The 23,221-nt window shown below is 73.3% G+C and carries 17 protein-coding genes and 5 pseudogenes; 10 read left to right on the top strand and 12 right to left on the bottom strand.

Annotation, left to right across the window (positions count from 1 at the left end; all coding sequences use genetic code 11):
• Positions 1-109: 109 nt before the first annotated feature.
• From ACZ4VF_RS22230 to ACZ4VF_RS22210, 5 genes and pseudogenes are all read left to right on the top strand, one after another.
• Positions 110-328: pseudogene (locus ACZ4VF_RS22230) on the top strand (GntR family transcriptional regulator); the annotation flags it as partial.
• Between the two features lie 135 nt (positions 329-463).
• Complete coding sequence (locus ACZ4VF_RS22225; protein WP_467928008.1) at positions 464-844, top strand: DoxX family protein; 381 nt, start codon at positions 464-466, stop codon at positions 842-844.
• Complete coding sequence (locus ACZ4VF_RS22220; protein ID WP_467927954.1) at positions 841-1,308, top strand: peroxiredoxin; 468 nt, start codon at positions 841-843, stop codon at positions 1,306-1,308. Before ACZ4VF_RS22225 ends, ACZ4VF_RS22220 begins: the two co-directional genes overlap by 4 nt.
• A gap of 22 nt (positions 1,309-1,330) precedes the next feature.
• Positions 1,331-1,705 (top strand): annotated as a pseudogene (locus ACZ4VF_RS22215) (PAS domain-containing protein); the annotation flags it as partial.
• Positions 1,706-2,056: 351 nt separating this feature from the next.
• Positions 2,057-4,117: an ATP-binding SpoIIE family protein phosphatase gene (locus ACZ4VF_RS22210; protein ID WP_467928006.1), complete on the top strand. Its 2,061-nt coding sequence runs from the start codon at positions 2,057-2,059 to the stop codon at positions 4,115-4,117.
• A 226-nt stretch (positions 4,118-4,343) separates the two neighbouring features.
• Here the strand turns inward: ACZ4VF_RS22210 and ACZ4VF_RS22205 are convergent, their stop codons facing one another.
• A complete protein-coding gene (locus ACZ4VF_RS22205; RefSeq protein ID WP_467927952.1) occupies positions 4,344-4,955 on the bottom strand; it encodes a DNA polymerase ligase N-terminal domain-containing protein in 612 nt (203 codons plus the stop codon).
• 181 nt (positions 4,956-5,136) lie between these two features.
• Between ACZ4VF_RS22205 and ACZ4VF_RS22200 the strand changes: the two genes are divergently transcribed.
• A complete protein-coding gene (locus tag ACZ4VF_RS22200) occupies positions 5,137-6,201 on the top strand; it encodes a LacI family DNA-binding transcriptional regulator (protein ID WP_467928005.1) in 1,065 nt (354 codons plus the stop codon).
• Here ACZ4VF_RS22200 and ACZ4VF_RS22195 read toward each other — a convergent pair.
• The 4 genes from ACZ4VF_RS22195 to ACZ4VF_RS22180 are packed head-to-tail and all read right to left on the bottom strand — an operon-like array spanning position 6,164 to position 10,801.
• On the bottom strand, positions 6,164-7,573 hold the full coding sequence (locus ACZ4VF_RS22195) for a glycoside hydrolase family 32 protein (RefSeq protein ID WP_467927951.1): 1,410 nt from the start codon (positions 7,571-7,573) through the stop codon (positions 6,164-6,166). The genes ACZ4VF_RS22200 and ACZ4VF_RS22195 overlap by 38 nt on opposite strands.
• Positions 7,570-8,424 carry a carbohydrate ABC transporter permease gene (locus ACZ4VF_RS22190; RefSeq protein ID WP_467927950.1) on the bottom strand — a complete coding sequence of 285 codons (855 nt, stop codon included), beginning with the start codon at positions 8,422-8,424 and terminating at the stop codon, positions 7,570-7,572. The genes ACZ4VF_RS22195 and ACZ4VF_RS22190 overlap by 4 nt, the downstream gene beginning before the upstream one ends.
• A gap of 14 nt (positions 8,425-8,438) precedes the next feature.
• Entirely contained in the window at positions 8,439-9,395 is a 957-nt protein-coding gene (locus ACZ4VF_RS22185; RefSeq protein WP_467927948.1) for a carbohydrate ABC transporter permease, read from the bottom strand.
• On the bottom strand, positions 9,392-10,801 hold the full coding sequence (locus tag ACZ4VF_RS22180; protein WP_467927947.1) for an extracellular solute-binding protein: 1,410 nt from the start codon (positions 10,799-10,801) through the stop codon (positions 9,392-9,394). The genes ACZ4VF_RS22185 and ACZ4VF_RS22180 overlap by 4 nt, the downstream gene beginning before the upstream one ends.
• A 150-nt stretch (positions 10,802-10,951) precedes the next feature.
• Between ACZ4VF_RS22180 and ACZ4VF_RS22175 the strand changes: the two genes are divergently transcribed.
• Positions 10,952-12,526, top strand: a complete 1,575-nt coding sequence (locus ACZ4VF_RS22175) for a glycoside hydrolase family 32 protein (RefSeq protein WP_467927946.1) — start codon at positions 10,952-10,954, stop codon at positions 12,524-12,526.
• Between the two features lie 46 nt (positions 12,527-12,572).
• Here the strand turns inward: ACZ4VF_RS22175 and ACZ4VF_RS22170 are convergent, their stop codons facing one another.
• Positions 12,573-13,601 carry an LLM class flavin-dependent oxidoreductase gene (locus ACZ4VF_RS22170; RefSeq protein WP_467927945.1) on the bottom strand — a complete coding sequence of 343 codons (1,029 nt, stop codon included), beginning with the start codon at positions 13,599-13,601 and terminating at the stop codon, positions 12,573-12,575.
• Positions 13,602-13,667: 66 nt separating this feature from the next.
• A complete protein-coding gene (locus ACZ4VF_RS22165) occupies positions 13,668-15,170 on the bottom strand; it encodes a metallophosphoesterase family protein (protein ID WP_467927943.1) in 1,503 nt (500 codons plus the stop codon).
• Between the two features lie 172 nt (positions 15,171-15,342).
• Between ACZ4VF_RS22165 and ACZ4VF_RS22160 the strand changes: the two are divergent.
• Positions 15,343-15,501, top strand: a pseudogene (locus ACZ4VF_RS22160) (cystathionine gamma-lyase); the annotation flags it as partial.
• Positions 15,502-15,838: 337 nt separating this feature from the next.
• Here the strand turns inward: ACZ4VF_RS22160 and ACZ4VF_RS22155 are convergent.
• Positions 15,839-15,895, bottom strand: a pseudogene (locus tag ACZ4VF_RS22155) (hypothetical protein); the annotation flags it as partial.
• Positions 15,896-16,057: 162 nt separating this feature from the next.
• On the opposite strand from ACZ4VF_RS22155, the pseudogene ACZ4VF_RS22150 reads away from it, so the two are divergent.
• Both ACZ4VF_RS22150 and ACZ4VF_RS22145 read left to right on the top strand, forming a co-directional pair.
• Positions 16,058-16,205, top strand: a pseudogene (locus ACZ4VF_RS22150) (SAM-dependent methyltransferase); the annotation flags it as partial.
• Positions 16,206-16,484: 279 nt separating this feature from the next.
• The gene (locus ACZ4VF_RS22145; RefSeq protein WP_467927942.1) at positions 16,485-18,884 is read left to right on the top strand and encodes a M4 family metallopeptidase; all 2,400 of its coding nucleotides are present in this window, start codon (positions 16,485-16,487) and stop codon (positions 18,882-18,884) included.
• A gap of 59 nt (positions 18,885-18,943) precedes the next feature.
• Here ACZ4VF_RS22145 and ACZ4VF_RS22140 read toward each other — a convergent pair whose 3' ends face one another.
• From ACZ4VF_RS22140 to ACZ4VF_RS22125, 4 genes are all read right to left on the bottom strand, one after another.
• Positions 18,944-20,143, bottom strand: a complete 1,200-nt coding sequence (locus tag ACZ4VF_RS22140; RefSeq protein WP_467927940.1) for a glycoside hydrolase family 64 protein — start codon at positions 20,141-20,143, stop codon at positions 18,944-18,946.
• A 149-nt stretch (positions 20,144-20,292) separates the two neighbouring features.
• Complete coding sequence (locus ACZ4VF_RS22135) at positions 20,293-21,048, bottom strand: dienelactone hydrolase family protein (RefSeq protein WP_467928004.1); 756 nt, start codon at positions 21,046-21,048, stop codon at positions 20,293-20,295.
• A gap of 117 nt (positions 21,049-21,165) precedes the next feature.
• A complete protein-coding gene (locus ACZ4VF_RS22130) occupies positions 21,166-21,786 on the bottom strand; it encodes an L-threonylcarbamoyladenylate synthase (RefSeq protein WP_467927939.1) in 621 nt (206 codons plus the stop codon).
• Positions 21,787-22,251: 465 nt separating this feature from the next.
• Positions 22,252-23,049 (bottom strand): SAM-dependent methyltransferase, encoded by a 798-nt coding sequence (locus tag ACZ4VF_RS22125; protein ID WP_467927938.1) that lies wholly within the window; start codon positions 23,047-23,049, stop codon positions 22,252-22,254.
• Between the last annotated feature and the right edge of the window lie 172 nt (positions 23,050-23,221).

Below are 23,221 nucleotides of genomic sequence, written 5' to 3'. Positions count from 1 at the left end.
AGCCCCAGGTTGCCCTCGGCACCAGGCGAGGGCAAGGCCGGGACCGCCCCGGGGGGCGGGCCTCCCTCGTGCTCCGGCCGCTGGGTCCGCCCCGGAGCACCCCCATTTCGAACGCGCCGAGCAAGTCGGTGCGGCGCGGGCCGGCACCCGGGCGGCGCTGATCGCTCCGGGGATGCGGGGGCTGGTCGAACGGATCCGCGACCGCGGTTCGCGGGGGCGGGTGGTGACCGTGGAGGAAGCGGACCCCCTCACGGAGTGCCGCATGGTCCTGCAAGGGCTGTGCGCGGCCGAGGCGGCCGTCGCGGCGATCGGCGGCCAGCCCGCCGAACCGCCCGCTCGGCGGGTCCCGCGGCGGTGCGTCACCGGTGCGCACCCGCCGGGTCCCGTGCCGGTCCGGCGCGCACGGCCACCCCGCGCCTACCGTCCAGTAATATCCGGCGGCAGGCCATCCAGAGGAGGAACCGTGCCCCGGTCCGAACGCTCACCCCTGCTGCTCGCCGGCCTGCTGGCAGCCGCGGGGGTCGCCCACTTCGCCGCCCCGCGGCAGTTCGACGCGATCATTCCCCGAGCGCTGCCGGGCTCGCCCAGGGCCTGGACGTACGGCAGCGGGGTCGTCGAGCTGGCCCTCGCGGCCGGGATCGCGGCGCCCCGGACCCGGGCCGTGGCCGCGAAGGCGGCGGCCGCCTTCTTCGTCGGTGTGTTCCCGGCGAACGTCCAGATGGCCGTGGACTGGCGGGAACGGCCGGCGCCGCTGAGGGCCGCCGCCCTGGCCCGGCTGCCCCTCCAGGTGCCCCTGGTGCTGTGGGCGCGGGGAGTGGCCCGGAACGGGGAGGAGCGGTCGTGACCGAGCCCCTCGCCGTCGGCGACACCGTCGAGGACTTCGCCCTGCCCGACGAGACCGGCGCCACCCGCCGGCTCGGCGAGCTGCTGGCCGACGGCCCGGTCGTCCTCTTCTTCTACCCCGCCGCCCTCACCCCCGGCTGTACCGCCGAGGCCTGCCACTTCCGCGACCTCGCCGCCGAGTTCGCCGCCGTGGGCGCGCGACCCGTCGGGATCAGCGGGGACACCGTCGGCAAGCAGCAGGAGTTCGCCGACCGGCACCGGCTCGGCATGCCGCTGCTCTCCGACCCCGACGGCACGGTCCGCGAGCGGTTCGGTGTCAGGCGCGGCTTCACCCTCGCCCCGACCAAGCGCGTCACCTTCGTGATCGCCCAGGACCGCACCGTCCTGGAGATCGTCCGCAGCGAACTGCGCATGAACACCCACGCCGACCGGGCCCTCGCCGCCCTGCGTGCCCACCGGGGCTGAAAACGGAGCGCGCCGCCGCTTGATGCACCGGGACAATCGGAACATCCTTGAACATATGACGAGAGTCGCGGCCACAGCGGTCATCGACGCGCAGGGCAGGGTGACCGGGTGGAGCGAGGGCGCGCGGCTGCTCACCGGCCACCCGGCGGGCGAGGTGGTCGGCCGGTACGCGAGCGACCTGCTCGCCGAGGACGCCCCCGACGACCTCCTCGCCATCCGAAGCGGACCGGTCCGATCAGCAGAACCGGTTCCACCGGTTGAGCCGGTCGGCCCGGACGGTCCGGTCGGCCCGCTGGGCGGGGGGCGTACGGTCGCCGTGCGCCACCGCGACGGTCACCGTGTCGAGCTGCCCCTCACCGTCTGCCCGCTCACCGGCGCCGACGGCCGGCCCGCCGGTTGCGTCGTCACGGCCGGACCCGTGGCGTCTGCCGGATCCGCCGAACCTGTCGTACCGGCCGCGTCCGTACCCGTGGTGCCTGGCGGATCCGCCGAACCTGTCGTGCCGGCCGCGTCCGTACCGGTGGGGCCTGGCGGATCCGCCGAACCGTCCGTACCGGTCGCGCCTGCCGGACCCGTCGTAACCGCCGGACCCGCCGTATCCGACGAACCCGTCACACCTCCCGGACCTGCCTTTTCCGACGAACCCGTCACACCTCCCGGACCTGCCTTTTCCGACGAACCCGTCACACCCGCCGCCTCCACCGGTCTCGCCGCACCCGCCGCCTCCGCCGGCTTCACCGCACCCCCCGTGTCCTACGGCGCCGTCCTGACAGACCAGGCCTTCCAGCAGGCGTCCGTCTCCATGTCCGTCTTCGACCTCCGGCAGCGCTACCTGCGCGTCAACGACGCCGCCTGCCGCGTCATGGGCGTCCCCGAGGAGGCGCTGCTCGGCCGGTTCTACCCCGACACCGTCGAGGACGCCGAGCACAGCCGCGGATTCCTCGCGCACCTGCGCATGGTCGCCGAGACCGGCCGCCCGGTCCGCTACGAGAGCCTCACCGGCGCTCCCGCCGGCCACCGGGACCCCGCCCGGAGCATCGAGATGTGGCCGCTGCGCGACGACTCCGGCGACACCACCGCCGTCGCCGTCGCCGTCGCCGCGTTCGACGGCGGCGAGCAGTACTGGGCCCGCCGCCGGCTCGCCCTGGTCAACGAGGCGGCGACCCGCATCGGCACCACCCTGGACGTCGTGCGCACCGCCGAGGAACTGATCGGCGTCCTGGTCCCGCAGTACGCCGACTTCGCGAGCGTCGACCTGCTCGACTGGGTGCTGGGAGCCGACGAGCCGCCGATGATCCCGAAGGGCGGAGTCACGCTGCGCCGGGTCGCCCACGGCTCCACCCGCCCCGGCAACCCGGGAGCGGCCGTCCGCCTCGGCCAGACCGACTACTACCAGCCGGCCTCACCGCCCGCCCGCGCCCTGCGCGAGGGCCACGCGGTACTCGGCCAGGCCGGCGAACCCGACTTCGTCGAGTGGCTGGAAGAACGCAACGCGCGTTCCCCGCAGGGCCGCCCCTTCCGGCGGGACGCCCACTCCGTGATCGCGGTGCCGCTCCGGGCCCGCGGCACCACCCTCGGCGTCGCGGTCTGCGTCCGCATGGCCCACCCGGAGGGCTACGGCCCTGACGACGCCGTCTTCGCCGAGGAACTCGCCAGTCGCGCCGCCGTCTGCGTCGACAACGCCCGCCGCTTCAGCCGCGAACGCTCCACCGCCCTCGCCCTCCAGCACAGCCTGCTTCCGCGCGGCCTGCCCGCACAGGCCGCGGTCGAGGTGGCCCACCGCTACCTGCCGTGCGGATCGCTGGCCGGCATCGGCGGCGACTGGTTCGACGTCATCCCGCTCTCCGGCGGCCGGGTCGCCCTGGTCGTCGGCGACGTGGTGGGCCACGGCATCCGGTCCTCCGCCACCATGGGCCGGCTGCGCACGGCCGTCCGCACGCTCGCCGACGTCGACCTGCCCCCCGACGAACTCCTCACCCACCTGGACGACCTGGTCATCCACCTCGCCGCCGACGGCAGCGGCGAAGAGGTCGCCGAACTCGGAGCGACCTGCCTGTACGCCGTCTACGACCCGGTCACCCGCCGACTGTGCGCGGCCTCCGCCGGTCACCCCGCCCCGGCCGTCGTCCTGCCCGGAGCGTCCGCCGAGCTCGTCCCCCTGGTCGCCGGCCCGCCCCTCGGCGTCGGCGGCCTGCCCTTCGAGGCGACGGAACGCGAACTGCCCGAGGGCTCGGTCGTCGCGCTCTACACCGACGGCCTGATCGAGGACCGCGACCTGGACCTCGACGGCGCCACCGAGGACCTGTGCCGCGCCCTCACCGCACCCGCCGCCTCCCTCGACGCCCTCGCCGACGACGTCCTGAAAGCCGTCCTGCCCGACCAGCCCGGCGACGACGTCGCCCTGCTCCTCGCCCGCACCCGGACCCTCGGCGCCGACCGGGTCGCCACCTGGGACGTCCCGCCCGACCCCGCCCAGGTCGCCGTCCTCCGGCAGGCGGCCGCGGAGCGACTGACCGCCTGGGGACTGGCGGAGACCGCCTTCGTCACCGAACTCGTCGTCAGCGAACTCGTCACCAACGCCATCCGCTACGGCGCACCGCCCATCCAGCTGCGCCTGATCCGCGACCGCGCGCTCATCTGCGAGGTCTCCGACGCCAGCTCCACCTCCCCGCACCTGCGCCGTGCGCACGCCTACGACGAGGGCGGCCGCGGGCTGCTGCTCGTCGCCCAGCTCACCCAGCGATGGGGGAGCCGGCAGACCGCCCGCGGCAAGACCATCTGGGCCGAGCAGCCCCTGCCCGAGGGCTGATCACGCGCAGGCGCACCCCGGCCCGGGTCCGGCGCGTCCTTCGCGAAGGGCGCGCCGTGCGGCGGCACGTACGTCGCCCCCGGGCGGGCGGAGCGGCCGGCGGGCGGGGCGTGGGTTCGGCACCCGGCAGCCGGCCGGGCCGGATCACGTCCACATCGGGCGTGACCCGGGGGCGGGATCCGGCGATCCGGGAACCCGCGAGCGCCGCGGCCCCGCGCCAGGGGCGTCACCTCCCGCCGGCGTCCGCGGCGACCTGCGCCAGGGTGCGTCCGGTCCGCACCGAACGGGCCCGGCGGGGATCCGGGGTGCCGTGCCCCTCCGCCCGGGCGGGCCCCTTGCGCACCAGCAGCCAGGCCTCCTCCCCGTCCGCGCCGCTCCGGAAGCGGGTGAGGGCGTACTCGCCGTGCAGCTTGCTGCCATGGAGCCGGAAGGTGGCGTGGCCGCGCTCCAGGGACTCCGCGAAGTCCACCGGACGCCCCCGGCGGTCGTGGCTGAGCGGCTCGTACGTCCCGCGGTCCCACACGATCACGGTGCCGCCGCCGTACTCGCCCTTGGGGATGACACCCTCGAAGTCCTCGTACTCCAGCGGATGGTCCTCGGTCGGCACCGCCAGCCGCTTGTCCCCGGGGTCGCCGGACGGGCCCTTCGGCACGGACCAGGACTTGAGGACGTCGTCCACCTGGAGCCGGAAGTCGAAGTGCATCCTTCGCGCGTCGTGGATCTGGACCACGAACCGGGGCGCGCCGTCCCCGGCCCGGGCCGCACGCCCCGACGGCTCACGGGTCCGTTCGAAGTCACGCTTGCCGCGGTACGTCCGCAGCCGGTCCTCCGCCGCCACCTCCGGCTCCTTCCCTCCGTACGCCGTCCCAGGCGCCCCGGGTACCCGCGCGGCGGGCCGTTCAGCCACCTGCCCGTCCCCGGTGGAGCAGTGGCCCACCGCCCCGGCCCCGGCCGTGCCGGCCCGGATAGGGTGAGCGGCGATCAACGTGCACGGGCAGGGGAAGAGGGCGGCGGACGGCATGGGCGGCGGCGCGGACGGCAACGCGGTGGGCGGCGGGCGGCCCACCTCACGGGACGTCGCCCGGCTCGCCGGGGTCTCGCACACCGCCGTCTCCTTCGTCTTCAACGGCCGCGCCGAGGGCAACCTCTCGCCCGCCACCCAGGAACGCATCCGGCAGGCCGCCACCCGGCTCGGCTACCGGCCCGACCCCGTCGCCCGCGGTCTGCGCCGCCGCCGTACGGCCGTGATCGGGCTGGTCACCGACGAGATCGCCTCCTCCCCGTTCGCCGGACGGCTGCTGCGCGGCGCCATGGAGACCGCCTGGGACCGCGACCACCTCGTCCTCACCGTGGACTCCGGCGGGGACGCGGCCAAGGAGGACGCGGCCGTCGCCGAGCTCCTCGACCGGCGCGTGGACGGCATCGTCTACGCGACGATGTCCCTGCGCCGGGTCCGTGTCCCCGAGGGCCTGCACCGCACCCACTCCGTGCTCGCCAACTGCCTGCCCGAGGACGGCTCGCTGCCCGCCGTCGTCCCCGCCGAGCGGGCCGGCGGCCGTACCGCGGCGCGGCTGCTGCTGGAGGCCGGGCACCGCAGGCTGGCCGTGGTCGGCGGGCAGGACGACATCGCCTCGGTGGAGCGGCTGCGCGGCTTCCGGGACGCGCTGCGCGCCGAGGGCGTCACCGTGCCCAGGGAGTGGGTCGTCCGCACCGGCGGCGAGATCACCGGCGGCCACGAGGGAGCCGTCCGGCTGTTCGACGGCACCGCCCCGCACCAGCGGCCCACCGGCGTCTTCTGCTACAACGACCGGGTCGCGGCAGGCGTCCTGCACGCCGCGACCCGGCTCGGGATCGCCGTACCCGGCGAGCTGTCGGTGGTCGGCTACGACGACCAGGAACACATGGCCGCCTTCCTCACTCCCGCCCTCACCACCGTCGCACTGCCGCACCGGGCGATGGGCGAGGCCGCGGCCCGGCTGCTGCTCGACGCCATCGACACCGGCCGCACCCCGCCCGCCACGGTACGACGGCTGGCCTGCCCCGTGGTCAGCCGCGCCTCGGTGGGACCTGCTCCCACGCGCTGACCTCGGCGTCCCCCTCGACCACCAGCTCCGCCACGTCGTCCGGCCGACGGTAGACCCGCTCGGTCACCGTCGCGCGGTCCGCCGCGAACAGTTCGAGCAGGGAGCCGTCGACCAGGAGCCGGACGGACAGGCACGGGCCCGGCGGCACGCTCACCGTGACCGGAGCCGCGCCCCCGGCGCCCTCACGGGGCCAGCCGGAGCGGTCCAGGACGACGGTGCCCGTGTCCGGGCTCAGCCGGACCGTCAGCGTCCGGCCCCGGTCCGCCGCCCGCAGCAGGGTGACCATGGCGCCGCCGCGCGCCGTCACGGTCAGGTCGTACGACGGCGGAAGCGGCACCGCCCGCCCCGGCGAGGTCGCGAACGGCTCGGCGGCGCGCAGGAGTTGCAGCTCGGGGGCGGGTACGAGCCGCAGGGCGCCGTCGGCGTGGACGTCGACGACCCGGGGCGCGGTGAGCGTGCCCGCCCAGCCCGCCGCCAGCACCGCCGCCTCGTCCCGCGCCTCCCACGACCAGCCCCACATCAGGGCCCGGCCGGGCTCCTGGCGGACGGCGGGAGCGTAGAAGTCCCGGCCGTGGTCGAGCCGGCCGCCGGTGCGGGGAAGGAAGCCCAAGCCTCCTCGCGGGTCCGCTTCCAGCCGGCCCGTGAGGTATCCGGTGCCGCGGGGCTCGCCGTCCCACAGGGACACCACCAGGACGTGTTCGCCGGTGGACGTGGCGAACAGCTGCGGGCACTCCCAGCCGGCCGCCCCGTCGTCGAACGCGCCGGCTGCGACCGGATCACGGCCGTCGAGCAGAACGCCCGCGAACCGCCAGTCGGTCAGCTCCTCGCAGTCGTAGAGCAGGACCGACGGGGTGCCGTCGGCGTGGCCGGCTCCGACGAGAGCCAGGCGCCGGCCGGCGTGCCGGAAGACGAACGGGTCGCGGAACATGACCACGCCGAGTCCCGGCGGCGGTCCCGCGACCACCGGGGCGGGCAGCGGCCGCCAGGAGAGAAGCCGGTCGTCGGCCGGGTCGGCGGCACGGGCCAGGCAGACGGTACCGAGCCCGGTGTGGGCGTGGTCGACCCCGGTGTACACCGCCGTGGGCACCCCGCCGTCGTCCACCACACAGCCCGACCAGCAGCCCGCCTCGTCGGGGCCGCCGGGTGTGGGGGTGAGGGCGACGGGGTGGTGCTCCCAGTGCACGAGGTCGGCGCTGGAGGCATGGCCCCAGTGAACGTCGGCGTGCACCGGCGCGGCCGGGTTGTGCTGGTAGAAGAGGTGGTGGCGGCCACGCCAGAGGAAGGGGCCGTTGGGGTCGTTGATCCAGTTGGCGGGCGGGCGGACCCGGAAGCGGGGGGCGGCCGGGTCCGGGGCGGGAGCGGTGGCGCTCAACGGTTGACTCCTGCGGAGGTGATGCCCTCGCGCAGAGGGCGCTGACCGACGACGAACACGGCGACGGCGGGGATCATGGAGAGGACGACACCGGCGAGGACCACCGAGACGGAACCGGTGCCGAGGTTGCCCTGGAGGGAGACCAGACCCAGCGGCAGGGTGTAGTTCTGGCCGGAGGTCTCCAGGATCAGCGGGCGGAAGAACTCGTTCCAGTGGTAGTTGAAGGCGAGCACGCCGACGATGGCCAGGCCCGGCCGGGCCAGCGGGGCGTACACGGACCGGAAGATGCGCCAGGGCCCGGCGCCGTCCAGCATCGCCGCCTCGCCGAGGTCCTTCGGCATACCGAGGAAGTACTGGCGCATCAGGAAGGTGCCGAACGCGGTCGGGAACGCCGGAACGATCAGACCGAGCAGCGTGTCGGTCAGTCCCGTCGACTTCAGCACCAGGAACACCGGAACGATCGTGACCTGCAGGGGGACCATCATGGTCGCCAGGACCAGACCGAACAGCGGCTTCTTGAGGCGGAAGTCGAGCCGGGCGAACGCGTACCCGGCGAGTCCCGCGGTGATCATCTGGCCGAGGGCGATCAACGCGGTCACCAGGGTGGAGTTGAGCGCGAGGAGCCATACGTCGATCTGTTCGAAGACCCCGTGATAGGCGGCGGTGCCGGGATGCACGGGGATGATCCGCGGCGGCAGGTCGAACGACTCCGCGGGGGTGCGCAGCGAGGTGGACACGGTCCAGACGACCGGGCCGAGGGTCAGCAGCGCGCAGACGGTCAGTCCGGCGATCCGCGCCCACGGACCGAGGGTGTGCCGGGCGCGGCCGAGGGACAGGGTCGGTTGGCTCATGGGACTCACCCGGCTCACTGGTAGTGGACGAAACGCCGGCCGAGCCGGAACTGGAGGGCGGTCACCGCCATGATCAGCACGAAGAGCAGCACGCCCACGGCGGACGCCTCGCCGAAGCGCAGCTGCTCGAACGCCCTCTCGTAGATGACCATCACGACGGTGCGGGTGGAGTCGCCGGGCCCGCCGTCGGTGAGGACGTACGGCTGCTCGAACACCTGGAGCGCGTTGATGATGCCGACCACCGACGCCACCAGCAGGGTGGGCGAGAGCAGCGGGAGGGTGACGGTCAGGTGCTTGCGCAGGCCGGTCGCGCCGTCGAGGGCGGCCGCCTCGTGGATCTCCTTCGGGATGTTGTTCAGCCCGCCCACGAACAGCAGGAACGAGAACCCGAACTGCTGCCACACGTACACGACGACCACCGTGGCCATCGCGCCGTGCTCGGAGGTCAGCCAGGGCACGGGAGCGACACCGAACAGCCCGATCAGCCAGTTGACCACGCCGAAGTCCTGGTTGAACAGATACTTCATCACGACCGAGATGGACGCGGCGGACAGCACCAGCGGAAAGAAGAACGCCGACCGGAAGACGGACCGCAGCCACGCCGGCATCCGGCCGTTCAGCGTCAGGGCGAGCGTGAGCGCGATCAGGAGCTGCGCGGCGACCGCGAAGACCATGAAGACGAGCGTGTTGCGGAGGGAGACCAGAACGGTCGCATCGCCGAAGACCTCCCGGTAGTTGGCCGTTCCGGCGAACGCGGGCGCGTCGATCACGTTCCAGTGGAAGAGGCTCAGCACGACCGAGCCGACGATCGGTACGACCGTGAAGACCACGATCCCGACCACGGTCGGCGCCAGGAACAGGGCCGCGAGCAGCCTCGTCCCCCGTTCCCGTGCCGAGGGCCGCACCGCGGCGGCGCCGGGGCTCGCTGCCCGCGCCCGGAGGGCGGGAATCCGGGTGCCGGTGTCCGTCATGCGTCACGCTCCATCGCCTTCTCCAGATCCCCCTGCATCCGGCGCAGCGCGGGCCCCACCGAGCCCGGGCTCGCCAGTGCCGTCCCGGTGTGCTTGAGCAGCACCTGCGTCACCTCCGCGACCTGCGGCGGCGCCGGGACGGGCCCGGTGTCGGGAAACCTGTCGAGGGTGTCGTAGAAGACCCGCCAGCGCGCCGGACCGGTCTCCCGGTAGCGGTCCGCGGTCAGCATCGAACGGCGGGCCGGGGTCGTCTGGTTGGTGGTGAACAGCTCGCTCAGCGTCTCCCGCCGCGCGGAGTACTTGATGAACTCCCAGGCGGCGTCCTGCTGCTTCGAGGTGCGCAGCAGTGCGTAGCCGGCCGCGCCGAACTGGTGCCGCTGGGTGTGCCGGCGCGGGAAGTACTGCACGTCGAAGCCGTCGGCGCGCATCCCGGCCAGATGGAGGCCGCCCGCCCAGAAACCGCCGGCCGGGGTGACCCCGACCCGGCCGGTGGAGAACACCCCGATGAGGTTCTGGCCGTTGCCGCCCTCCGGCCGGGTGCACAGCCCGTCGTGGACCAGGGCGGCGAGGTAGTCGTACGCCTCCACCACCAGGTCGTCCGTGGCCTGCGGGGTCGTCCAGCGGAAGCCGCCGCCGCGGCCCCGGCGCCGGTCCGCCGGGTAGAAGGAGTCCCACAGCCAGGAGCCGCCCGGTGCCTTGGACTCCGCGAGCAGGTTGGTGCCGTTCGCGAACAGCCAGGGGACCACCCCGCCCCACAGCCGGTTGGTCCAGAAGTACGGCGTGAAGTGGGAGTCGCTCGCCTTCTTCATCCGGCGCAGCAGGGCGGTGAAGTCGTCCCGCGTCCAGTCGGCGGCGGGGAAGTCGGCGCCGGCGCGCCGCAGCACCCCGGTGTTGAGGTACATGTCGGCGGCGTTGAACTCGATCGGGAGCTGGTACAGGCTGCCCTCGTACATCATCGACTCCACCAGCGAGGGGTGGACGTCGGCGAAGTACTCCTTCAGTTCGGCCGCGTCCCTGCGCACCCAGCGGTCCAGCGGGACGCCCAGGTGCCGGGCGAACAACTGCACCCCCTCGGTGGCCACGTAGACCAGGTCGGGCGCGGTGCCCGCGGCGATCTGCGTGAGGATCTTGGCGAAGAAGTCCGACCAGTCCACGGCCTGCACCGCGTTGATCCGGACCTTGATGTCGGGGTGCAGCCGGCGGAAGCCGTCGACCAGGGCGCGGACCCCGGCCGGGGCGAACGCGGACCCCAGGGTCGCGACGACCAGCGAGCCGTCGTCGCGGCCCGGGATGTCGGCCCCGGTGAGCCGGTCCCAGCTCGCGGCGGTACCGGCGAGCGCGGCGGCCCCCGCGCCGTAGGCGCCGTACCGCAGCAGGGCGCGGCGGGAGAGGAGCGAGTCGGTCATCCGAACGTGCCTAACTCGTGTTAGTCGAGGAGTGATGCCCCAGATCATGAGAAGCGGGCCGGAGTCGTGTCAAGGTGCGGGAGCGCTTGACCTTTAACGAGTTAGGTCTACAGTCCTGGGAGCCGACGACCCGTCAGGAGGGGACGATCCATGACGCACGGCCCGAGCAGAAGAGCCCTGTTCGCCTCGACCGCCGCCGGAGCCGGCGCGGCGCTGCTGCCCGCGGTGCCCGCCCGGGCGAGGCCCGGGACCGGACCGGCGGCCGGATGCGCGCGCTACCGCGCCGACTACCACTTCACCGTCCCCGACCAGTGGAAGAACGACCCGCAGCGCCCGGTCTGGATCGACGGCGAGTACCACTGCTACTACCTCTACAACGCCGACTACCTCGACGGCGTCGAGGGCACCGCGTGGCGGCTGGCGACCAGCACCGACCTCGTCTCCTTCACCGACCGGGGCATCGCCGTGCCCAAGGACACGACCGTCAACGGGGACGTGTGGTCGGGCTCGGCGGTGGTCGACACCGGCGGCACGGCCGGCTTCGGCGCGGGCGCGGTCGTCGCCGTCGTGACGATGTCACCCGGCGGCGGCACCGACCACCAGGAGCAGTTCCTGTACTACTCGACCGACGGCGGCCGCACGTTCACCCCCCACGGCACCGACCCGGTCCTCGCCAACCCCGGTGTGGCCGACTTCCGTGACCCGAAGGTGATCCGGGACGACGACCACGACCGCTGGGTGATGGCCCTCGCCGAACGCAACAAGATCGGCTTCTACCACTCGTTCGACCTCAGGTCGTGGACGTACGCGGGCGGCTTCGTCAAGGACGGCCTCGGCGTGCTCGAATGCCCCGACCTGTTCCGCATCACCGCCGACGACGGCACGGCGAAGTGGGTGCTGGGCGCCGCCGCGGACGGCACCGGCTCCGGCCGGCCCCCCACCTACGCGTACTGGACGGGTTCGTTCGACGGCGGTGCGTTCACGGCCGACTCCGCGGATCCGCAGTGGCTCGACCACGGCTGGGACTGGTACGCGGCGGTCACCTTCGAGAAGCGGCATGCGGACGGCTCACCGGACCCCGCGGGGCGCTACGCCGTGGGCTGGCTCAACAACTGGGCCTACGCGCACACCACCCCCACGATCGACAGCGACGGTTTCAACGGCACGGACTCGATCGTCCGCGAGATCACCCTGAAGAAGTCCTCCTCCGACGGCTGTTACCTGGCCTCCCGCCCGGTCGCCGCGCTCGACGGGTACGTCTCGCGCACCCTGCGCCTCGGCGACCTGACCGTGGACGGCACCCGCCTGCTGGACCACACCGGCGTCTCCTACGAGCTGAGCACGGAGATCACCTGGTCCCGGCTCACCGGAGCGGGCGTCCAGGTGCGCCGCTCCCCGGACGGCGGACGCCACATCGACGCCGGGGTCTACGGCGACTACGCCTTCCTCAACCGGCGTGGCACCGTCAACCCCGACACCGGCGGCACCCGGCAGGAGAGCCGCACGCCGTTCGACGCGTCGGCGGGCCGGGTCCGGCTGCGCGTCCTCGTGGACCGGACGTCCGTCGAGGTGTTCGTGGACGACGGCCGGTACGTGCACTCCGCCGAGGTGTTCCCGTACCTGGTCGACGACCGCCTGGCGCTGTTCACCATCGGCGGCCCGGCCGTGTTCCGGAACACGGTGATACGGGAGTTCACCGTCCCCCGGCGGGGAACGTCCCGCTGACGGCAGGCAGTGGGCTGCCGGCGGTCAGGAGGCGGGCCGCCGGTGGTCAGGAGGCGGGCCGCCAGCCCAGCGCCGGGCCCAGCACGGACGCCATGTCCGTCAGGATCTGTACGTAGTCCTCGTGCTCGAAGCTGAACGGCAGCGCGAAGGCCACCTCGTCCACCTCACGGAACGCGGCGTGCGCGTGCAGCCGTTCGGCGATCTCCGCCGAGGTGCCGACCAGGTCCGGCGCGAACAGCAGCCGCGCCGGGCCCTGCGGAGAGGCGGTCCTGGGGAGCCGCTCGGCCGCGTACCTCTCGTACCTGGCGCGCTGTGCGGGGCTCGCGGAGTCGGTGGGGATCACCACCAGGCCCTGGGAGACGCGGGCCGCCTCGCCGTCGGGGTGGTGGGCCCGGAACTCCCGGATGTGGGACAGCTGGATCCCGGCGAAGTCCGGCGGCCCGTCGCCGTCTCCGGCCTTGACGACGCTGCTGGTCAGGAAGTTCATGCCGTGCTCACCGGCCCAGCGCGCCGAGGCGAGGCTGCCGCCGCCGTACCACATCCGCCCGCCGAGCCCGGGGGACTGCGGCTGCACCACGTTCGAGTAGGCCTCGAAGCCCTCCACCCCGCTGAAGCCGGTGGCGGGCTCCCCGCGCACGAAGTCCAGCAGCCGCCGCACCCGCTCGTACCCGAACTCCTCGGCGTCCGCCGTGTCCGGGTAGAGGGCCTTGCCGACCTGCTCGTAGTGGGTCGGCGGGCCCACGCTGACGCCCGGGTTCAGACGGCCGCCGGACAGGATGTCCACGGTCGCCAGGTCCTCGGCGAGCCGCAACGGGTTCTCCCAGCCCAGCGGGATCACCGCGGTGCCCAGGCCGATGCGGTGGGTGCGCTGGGAGGCCGCCGCCAGCACCGCGACCGGGGACGAGATGCCGTACTGGAGGTGGCGGTGGCGGACCCAGGCGCTGTCGAAGCCGAGCCGCTCGCCCAGCTCGATGATCTCCAGTGTGGACTCGTGGCCCCGGCCCGGGTCCGCCGGGTCGAACAGGCCGATGGTGAGGAAGCCCAGCTTGCGCAGCGGGCGGGCAGGGGACGGCATGGGCTCCTCCAACGGTTCCGCGTCGGCTCGCCCCGATTCTCGCAGGCGAGTGTGACAACCGTGTGATCACTTCAGCGGGATGACGACCTCGTCCTCGACCGGCGGTTCCAGCTCCTGGGCACGGTTGCCGGTCGCGGCGTGGCAGCGCAGCCGTATCTGCTCAGGGGTGACGTCCAGCCGCAGGAAGCACTTGAAGAACGGCGGACTGTAGGTGGCGGACGACGGCGAGAACAGCTGGGTGTACAGCTTGCGCACCGGAAGCCGGAAGCGTGACGCGCGATCGGGGCGGCCGCCGGTCCCCAGCAGGCTCGCGACGAGGCGGGCGCGCCGGGTGACCCGCGTGTCCGGGCCGGGTGCGCGGGTCGGCTCGATGCCCAGCCGTTCGGCGACGACGGCCGTCGCCTCGGACTCGCTGAGGGTGAAGAAGCGGCGCAGGCGCAGCCGTCGGCCGTAGAGCCGGCTGTAGAAGGCGAGCGAGTCGCCGCGCAGCGGGTAGCAGCGGAACTCCCGCTCGGTGACGTCTGCGACCGACACCCGCGGGATGGTGTGCGTGGCGTGCATGAACGCCCCGCCGCCGCCCGCGACGACGTACTGGATCGTCCGGCCGTCCACGTCGACGGGGTAGCGCTGGTAGTTGTGGATGTCACCGCCGATCGCGGCCACGTAGTGGTGGTCGGGGTCCCGGACGATGTCGTCCACCGTGCCGCCGCCCTCGACGGGGCAGGGGTGGTGCTCGCCGTCGACGTACAGCGGGGAACCGGTGACGAGGATCTTCGGCCGGGGTCCCCGGGAGATCTCGCGCAGCCAGGCGCCCTGTTCGGCGTCGACCGTGCCCAGCAGGCCGGTGTCGATGCCGACGATCCGCACCGGGCCGGCGTCGATCGCCCAGTACGGGCCCGGCTGCTCGGCCTGCTGCCCGGGCGCCGACCGCAACTTCCGTGTCTCCGCGAGCCGTTCACCGTCGGTGGTGCGCGGCCGGTGCCACAGCAGGGAGCGCCACCAGGCGCGGGTGAGCGGGCGGGGCCGGGGCTCGGGGCCGAGGGGCGGGGTGCCGGCGCCGAAGACGCGCATGAACGCGCCGAGGTCCTCGTACCAGTCGTGGTTGCCCGGCACCGCGTAGATCGGCGCGGGGTAGTCCTGGTAGGGGCGGAAGAACTTGTCGCCGTAGTCGTCGGCGCTGCCGACGGGGTAGACGACGTCGCTGGCGATCACGGCGAACTCGGTGCCCTGACCCACTTTCAGGAAGCCGGGTACGACGGCGTACTGCGAGTCGTCGCCCTCACCGGTGTCCCCGATGACCATGAAGGAGAACCGCTCCGGTACGTCCCGCCGGATCACCTTGTCGGCGGGCGCCCCCTCGGCCGCGCGCCGGGCCACCCAGCGGCTGCGGGTGCGGCCGGTGGGGTCCCCGAACCAGGACGCCAGCACGCCGTTGCGGGCGGCCCACAGGATCCGGGGGTTCAGCCACGACAGCTTCTCGACGTGGTCCGGCATCAGCCGCTTGTAGGAGCCGGGTTCGGCCGCGCCCCAGCCGGCGCCCTGTGCGGTATCGCGTGAGGAGTCAGACACGCGGTGCACGGTAACAACGCGCCGGTCGGACCCCGTCTGCCGGGGTCTCGCCCAACACCTGGCGCGGCTCGGCCCGTTCGCGTGCGGTGCGCCGACCGCGCCCGGGGCGCCCTGCTGCCGGACGGAACGGACCGCGGGAACCCGCCTGCGCCGGCCGGGTCGTCAAGCGGCGGTGGCCGTCGCCGTCCGGGCGGCCGTCACGGCCTCCGCGCCAGCCTCCGTGCCAGGCCTCCGTGCTCCGCGACGGTCTCCGGGGCGGGTGAGCCGGGAGCCGACCCTGCCCGGACCGGTCTTCGCGGCACACTTCCACCTGCCCGGCGAGGCCACGGGCTCGGGCGGCACCGGGTGACCGGCACGACGCCGGGCTCGACCGGTTCCGGGCCGGCGGAGCACGCGGTGATCTCCTCTACGGTGCGCAGGTCGTACGGGAGCGCGCCGCTGTCGTCGCAGGCCGCCCGTGCCTGCTCGACGACCGGGTCGGCGCGAGCCGTCGTCGAGGACCGGGTGGCCTCCCGACGGCAGCGGCAACGTCCTCGGCCATGTCGCCGGCCACGACCAGGCCCGCTCCCTCGTCGCCCGGCTCGTGGCCGCGGTGGGCCGCCGAGGGCGAGGGTGCCGGCGGCGACGGCGAGGAGGAGCTCCGGGTCGTTCGCGTCGGCGTCGACGCAGGCGGCCGCGCCCCCGGCGGAGGAGTGGAGCAGCGCCCGGGCGGGGGCGAGCACCATCGGATCGCTGTCAGCTGCTGCGCGTCCGCGCGGCGCTGGAGCGGCGCTTCCGCTCCGCGCTGCGCGCCGACACCCCCGTCCACGACAGGGGCGGAGACGATCCGCGCCTCGGGCGCGAGCCGCTGGGCCCCCGTGTAGCCACCCATCGCCGGCGGCAGCCCCATGGCCGGTCCGGCCACGACACCCGAGGCGGCCGCGCACCAGCGGACCGACACCTCGGTGCCGCACGCGGTCCGCATCTGGAACCACCGGCTCGACGGCAAGGACGACGCGGTGCGGGCAGGGGGGCGACGCGTACACCGCCGTCTTCGTGTGCCTTTTTCCAGCCAAGGCGGGGAGGCCGCGACCTACGACGAACGGCCGCCCCCCACCTCCCGGTTCCTGGCCACGAGCGGGTAGGGAAAACCCTCGAATGACCCGCCATGCGGTGACATGACTCGGTCAATTCTGTCATTCTCCCTGCGCACGCTGATCCACCCCACCGTTCCACGGATCACGGCCCCGCACAGCGCAGCTCACCCGGGCAGCAGACCCCCTCTGCCCGTCTGTCACCGGCCGCCCATCTGCGGCCGCAGCCGGAGGAGTACGAGTGAGACCCCACAGACCCCTTCCCCACAAGCGAGCCACCGTCGGCGCCGCCCTGGTCTCCACCGCGGCCTTCCTCGCCGTCGGGCTCCAGGCGGTTCCGGCGACCGCCGCACCGGCCGCCCCCCACCCCAGCCCGCTGCGCACCGGCGGCCTGGAGGCCAAGCTCAGCCCGGCCCAGCACCAGGCGCTGATCAAGAGCGCCCGGCAGCACACCGCCACGACCGCCCGCACCCTCGGCCTCGGCAAGCAGGAGAAGCTGGTCGTCCGGGACGTCGTCAAGGACAACGACGGCACCCTGCACACCCGTTACGAGCGCACCTACGCCGGCCTGCCGGTCCTCGGCGGCGACCTCGTCGTGCACACTCCGCCCGCCTCGCTGGCCAAGGGGACGGTGAGCACCACCTTCAACAACAAGCGCACGATCACGGTGCGTTCCACCACCGCGACCGTCGGCAAGGCCGCCGCCGCGACCAAGGCCCTGAAGACCGCGAAGGCCCTGAAGGCCGAGAAGGCCACCACCGACAGCGCCCGCAAGGTGATCTGGGCCGGAACCGGAACCCCGAAGCTCGCCTGGGAGACGGTGATCGGTGGCTTCCAGGACGACGGCACCCCCAGCAAGCTGCACGTCATCACCGACGCCACCACCGGCAAGGAACTGCACCGGTTCCAGGCGGTCGACACCGGCATCGGCAACACCCGGTACAGCGGCCAGGTCACGCTGACGACGACCCAGTCGGGCTCGACCTACACGCTGAACGACGGGGCCCGCGGTGGTCACAAGACGTACAACCTGAACCACGGCACCTCCGGCACCGGCACGCTGTTCTCGCAGACCAACGACACCTGGGGCGACGGCACCAACTCCAACGCCGCCACCGCCGGCGCCGACGCGCACTACGGCGCCGCGATGACCTGGGACTTCTACAAGAACACCTTCGGTCGCAGCGGCATCCGCAACGACGGCGTCGCCGCCTACTCCCGCGTCCACTACGGCAACGCCTACGTGAACGCCTTCTGGGACGACACCTGCTTCTGCATGACCTACGGCGACGGGTCGGGCAACAACGACCCGCTCACCTCGCTGGACGTGGCCGGCCACGAGATGAGCCACGGCGTCACCTCGAACACCGCCGGCCTGGAGTACAGCGGAGAGTCGGGCGGCCTGAACGAGGCCACCTCAGACATCTTCGGCACGGGCGTGGAGTTCTACGCCAACAACTCCAGCGACGTCGGTGACTACCTCATCGGCGAGAAGATCGACATCAACGGCAACGGCACCCCGCTGCGCTACATGGACAAGCCGAGCAAGGACGGCGGTTCGGCGGACAGCTGGTACTCCGGCGTCGGCAACCTGGACGTGCACTACTCCTCGGGCCCCGCGAACCACATGTTCTACCTGCTGTCCGAGGGCAGCGGCACCAAGGTCATCAACGGCGTGACCTACAACAGCCCGACCTCCGACGGGGTGGCCGTCACCGGCATAGGCCGCGACGCCGCCCTGAAGATCTGGTACAAGGCGCTGACGACGTACATGACGTCCAGCACCAACTACGCCGGCGCCCGCACCGCCGCCCTCAACGCCGCCGCCGCGCTGTACGGCACCAACTCCGCGCAGTACGCCGGGGTGGGCAACGCCTTCGCCGGCATCAACGTCGGCAGCCACATCAACCCGCCGAGCAGCGGGGTGACGGTCACCAACCCGGGCAGCCAGTCCTCCACCGTCGGCACCGCGGTGAACCTGCAGATCCAGGCGAGCAGCACCAACAGCGGCGCCCTGACGTACAGCGCCTCCGGCCTGCCCGCCGGCCTGTCGATCAACAGCTCGACCGGTCTGATCTCGGGTACGCCCACCACCGCCGGCACGTCCAGCACCACCGTCACGGTGAAGGACTCCACCGGCGCGACCGGCACCGCCACCTTCAGCTGGACGGTCAGCACGACCGGCGGCGGCTGCACCTCGACGCAGCTGCTGAGCAACCCCGGCTTCGAGTCCGGCAGCACCGGCTGGACCGCGACCAGCGGCGTCATCACCACCGACAGCGGTGAGGCGGCCCACGGCGGCTCCTACAAGGCCTGGCTGGACGGGTACGGCTCCTCGCACACCGACAGCGTCTCCCAGTCGGTGACGATCCCCGCGGGCTGCAAGGCGACCCTGACCTTCTACCTGCACATCGACACGGCCGAGTCCGGCAGCACCGCCTACGACAAGCTGACGGTGACCGCCGGTTCGAAGACCCTCGCGACCTACTCGAACGTCAACGCGGCCTCCGGCTACACCCAGAAGACCTTCGACCTGTCCTCGCTGGCGGGCTCCACGGTCACCCTGAAGTTCAACGGCGTGGAGGACTCCTCCCTCCAGACCAGCTTCGTCGTGGACGACACCGCCCTGACGACCGGCTGAGCCGGCACTGACGACAGCGGTCCCGCACCCGGCCGTCCGGGTGCGGGACCGCCCGCGTGTCAGCTCAGCGGATCGAGCGTCAGGTACGCCTGCCGCGGGCTGCCGTCGTGCACCAGCGACTCCTGGTTGCCGACGTCGTCGAAGGCGAACGCGTACGCCTTGCCGTCGGCCATCTGCGCGTGGATCTTGCGCGCGTAGTGGTTGGTCACGGTGTCCTGGTAGAAGCCGGCCGTGGTGGTGTCCGGCTGGTTGGGGTTCACCAGCAGCGTCGACCGGTTGAAACCGGCGCACAGCGTACGGGAGATGGGCCCGCGGACGTTGTCGTTGGGCGCGTCCAGCAGCTTGTGGCAGCCGAAGATGCTGGCCGCGTCGGGCTTCTGGAAGCTGGTGACGACCGCGCCCGAGGAGTTGGTGAAGTTCATGACGTTGCCGGAGACACGTCCGTAGTACTTGGTGTTCGGCTGGTCCGCGAACGGCGTGACGGTCAGGGTCGAGGCCGTGTACTTCTGCCAGACCCGGTTGGCGTAGTCGTCCATCACGTTCGCCGGCAGCGCGCCGGTCTCCACGCCGTACAGGGGGGACAGCGCGCGCAGCACGGTGCCGTCGGAGCGGGTCTGGACCAGGTTCGCCCAGCCGCCCGGCTGGCCGCGCAGCGCGTTGAAGAAGCCGCTCCAGCCGCCGGGTTTGAGGTGCCCGGTGCTGCTCACACTGCCGTCGGCCCGCTGCACCCCGACCGCGTACGGTGCCGAGAACATGTCGACCTGGGTGCTGTTGAGCCACAGCCCGGAGTCGTTGAGCGTGTACTCCGACCAGTTGAAGAGGATGTCCCGGTTGGGGTCGGAGGGGTTCTGCACGGCAGGCTGCACCAGTCCGCCGGTGGTCAGACGGAAGTCCAGCTTCCGGCCGTAGGAGAAGTAGATCCGGCCGGAGAACTTCGGCACGCGGATCGTGGTCGACTGGCCGGCGGCCGGGCCGGGTATCGCCGCGTCCGGTGCGGGAGTCGGCGGGTTGCCGCCGGCCGGCCAGGCGTGGAAGGCACCGCTCGAGTCGGCCCAGCCCTGTCGGCCGGAGGACAGCTGGGTGCCGAGGTCGTAGAGGTAGACGGGCTCGGAACGGCCCGAGTTGTTCGTGATCTTCAAGGGGATGGTGTCGGGGACGGCGGCTTCCGCGCGGTCGGGTGTGCCGAGGGCGACCAGTCCGCCGAGCAGCGCCGTGGCGGCGGCCAGGGGCAGCGCGCGCCGGGTGAGCCTGTGGGGCACTCTCCACCTCCGTGTGGGGTCGGGGTGGTACGGAATTGGTCCGTACCGGCTTGAGAGCGCTCTCAGATTCGTCGCGGGATGCGTTCATGTCAATGACATGGACGGGATCGGTCCCGGCGCCCGCCGGTCGGCGGGTGCCGGGCCGGACCTCAGAACGTGCGCTTGAGAAGGTCGAGCAGCGCGGCCCAGTGCCGCTCGTCGGCCTCCCGGTCGTAGGCGGGTGTGTCCGCCTGGGTGTAGCCGTGCCGGGCGCCGGTGTACACCTCGCAGGTGTGCCGTACGCCCGCGGCCGTCAGGGCCTCCGCGAAGCGCGCCACCTGCTCCGGGGGCAGCGACGGGTCCTCGTCCGCGTGCCCGAAGTACAGCTCCGCCGTGATGTTCGGGGCCTGGAGGTGCGGACTGTCCGGGTCGTCGGTGGCGAGGGCGCCGCCGTGGAAGCCGGCCACCGCCGCGACCCGGTCCGGGTGGGCGCCCGCCGTCCACAGCGCGAGCCGGGCACCCATGCAGTAGCCCGTGACCGCCACCGGGCCGGCCGCGGCGAACGGGCTGTCGGCCAGCCACCGCAGGAAGGCGTCCGCGTCCCGCCTGACCAGGTCCGGCGTCAGGGCGGACAGGATCGGGCCGAGCCGCTCCCAGATGGTGGGGTCGGCACCCGGGTCGATGAACCCGGGCAGGTCCACGACCGGCGTCCGGCCCAGGCGGTGGAACACGTTCGGCACGAGCACCGTGTAACCGGCGCCCGCGAGCCGGTCGGCCATCGCGCGCAGGTGCGGGCGCAGGCCGTAGGCGTCCTGGTAGAACAGGACGGCCGGACGGGGACGGCCGTCGGCCGGATGGACGAGGTAGGCGTCGGCGACGCCGTCCTCGGTGGGGATGTCGACGGTGGTCGCCCGGACATCGGTCATGGTGAGCAGGCCCTCCCTCGGGAACAGGCGGCGGGCGGCGGAACGCCCGCCCGGCGCCGCGGCTACGGCCATGCTGTCACGGCCCGTTCGCGCCGCCGCACCGGGTGACCCGCGGGGTCACTCGAAGCGGCTCGTGTCCCCGGCACCCCGCCGGACGATCTCCGCCTCCCCGCCCGAGAAGTCGACGACCGTCGTCGGCTCGGTGCCGCAGTCACCGGAGTCGACCACGGCGTCCACCACGTGGTCGAGCCGGTCCTTGATCTCCCAGCCCTGGGTCAGCGGCTCCTCCTCGTCCGGCAGCAGCAGCGTGCTGGACACCAGCGGCTCGCCCAGCTCCGCCAGCAGAGCCTGGGTGACCACGTGGTCGGGGATGCGCACGCCCACGGTCTTCTTCTTCGGGTGCTGCAGCATGCGCGGCACCTCGCGGGTGGCTGGCAGGATGAAGGTGTAGCTGCCCGGCGTCGACGCCTTCACGGCCCGGAAGACGTCGTTGTCCACCCGGACGAACTGGCCGAGCTGCGCGAAGTCCCGGCACATGAGCGTGAAGTGGTGCCGGTCGTCCAGCCGGCGGATCGAGCGGATCCGGTCCATGCCGTCCCGGCTGCCCAGCCGGCAGCCGAGCGCGTAGCAGGAGTCGGTCGGATATGCGATGAGCGCACCCGAGCGGACCGCGTCGGCGACCTGGCCGATGCTGCGGGGCTGCGGGTTGTCGGGGTGCACGTCGAAGTACTTCGCCATCCGCCGAGCTTATGCGGTCACCGGGCCGGGGGCGTGCAGCCGGGCCTGCCCGGGGACCTGCGCCCCGTCTGTCGACCAGAGGGCCGGACCTGCCCGGAGCCGTCCCGCACCTCTTCGGACCGTCGACCGCACCGACAGCCCGCACGGCGGCCCGGACCTCACCGGCCGGGCCGGCACCGACCGCCACCGGGCCTGCCCGGCACACGGGCCGAGCCGGACGCCGCACGGCGACAACCGCACCTGGACGCCGCACGACGGCGTGGGCCACGGCCGCCCGGTCCGCCGCGCCGACCCGGACACGGGCCTCTTCGCGGGGCACCGCCGTGCCCTCACCGGTTCCCAGCCGTGTCCGGCGGCGCAGGCGGTCCGGGCTGGGGCGGCGGGTCGCCGCGGGCCGGATCGACGCGCTCGTGCCGGAGGGCGCGGTACCGCCGGCCGACCGGGCCCGGCCGGCGTCCCGGCAGGTCAGACGGTCTTGCGGGCCACGCCGCCGTAGAAGCCGATCTCCTCGGAGCGGGGCGGCGGCGGGGTGTCCGGGCGCCAGTACGGCACCTGGGCCAGGCCGGGCTCGACCAGCTCGAAGCCCTCGAAGAACCGCTCCACCCCGGCGCGCGTGCGCAGATTCAGGGAGGCGGTCGCCTTGGTGTAGACGGCCTGGGCGGCGCTGCGGTCGGCGAAGTCGCCCGTGGCGTGCGTCAGCACCAGGAAGCTGCCGGCGGGCAGCGCGTCGCGCAGCGTGGCGGCGATCTCCCCGGGCCGGTCCGCGTCGGCGAGGAAGTGCAGGACGGCGACGAGGAGCAGGGCGACGGGCCGGTCGAAGTCGATCAGCTGGCGGACGTCGGGGTGGTCCAGGAGGGACCGGGGGTCCCGCAGGTCGCCGAGGACGATGCGGGTCGTACCGGACCGGCTGAGCAGGGCGTTGCCGTGCGCGGCCACGATGGGGTCGTTGTCGACGTAGGCCACGCGGACGTCCGGCGCCACCGACTGGGCGACCTCGTGCACGTTCGGCGACGTGGGCAGGCCGGTGCCGACGTCCAGGATCTGACGGATCCCGCTGCCGACGACGTACCGGACGGCGCGCTGGAGGAACGCGCGGTTCGCCCGTACGCCGATCCGGGCCTCGGGCGCCGCGGCGGCGAGTTCCTCGCCCGCCCGCTGGTCCACCTCGTAGTTGTCCTTGCCGCCCAGGAGGTAGTCGTAGATCCGCGCGGGATGCGGTCTGCTGGTGTCGATGGCCACGGCCTCGAAGCCGTCCTGTGTCACGCGTAGCTCCTCTCCACGGCCGGTACGGCCCCGGTCCGTACCCGGCCGGGCACAGCTTCCCACACCGCCGGTCAACTTCCCCGGCCGTGTCGGGAGTTGCCGCAGGTCGCGACGGTCCGCCCCGGGCGGACCGCCTGCACGGCCGGCGGAGTGCCGCTCCCGCGGCCTCACC

The sequence above is a fragment of the Streptomyces sp. NPDC029151 genome, assembly GCF_055564315.1.
This window is presented reverse-complemented; position numbering and strand designations above follow the sequence as displayed.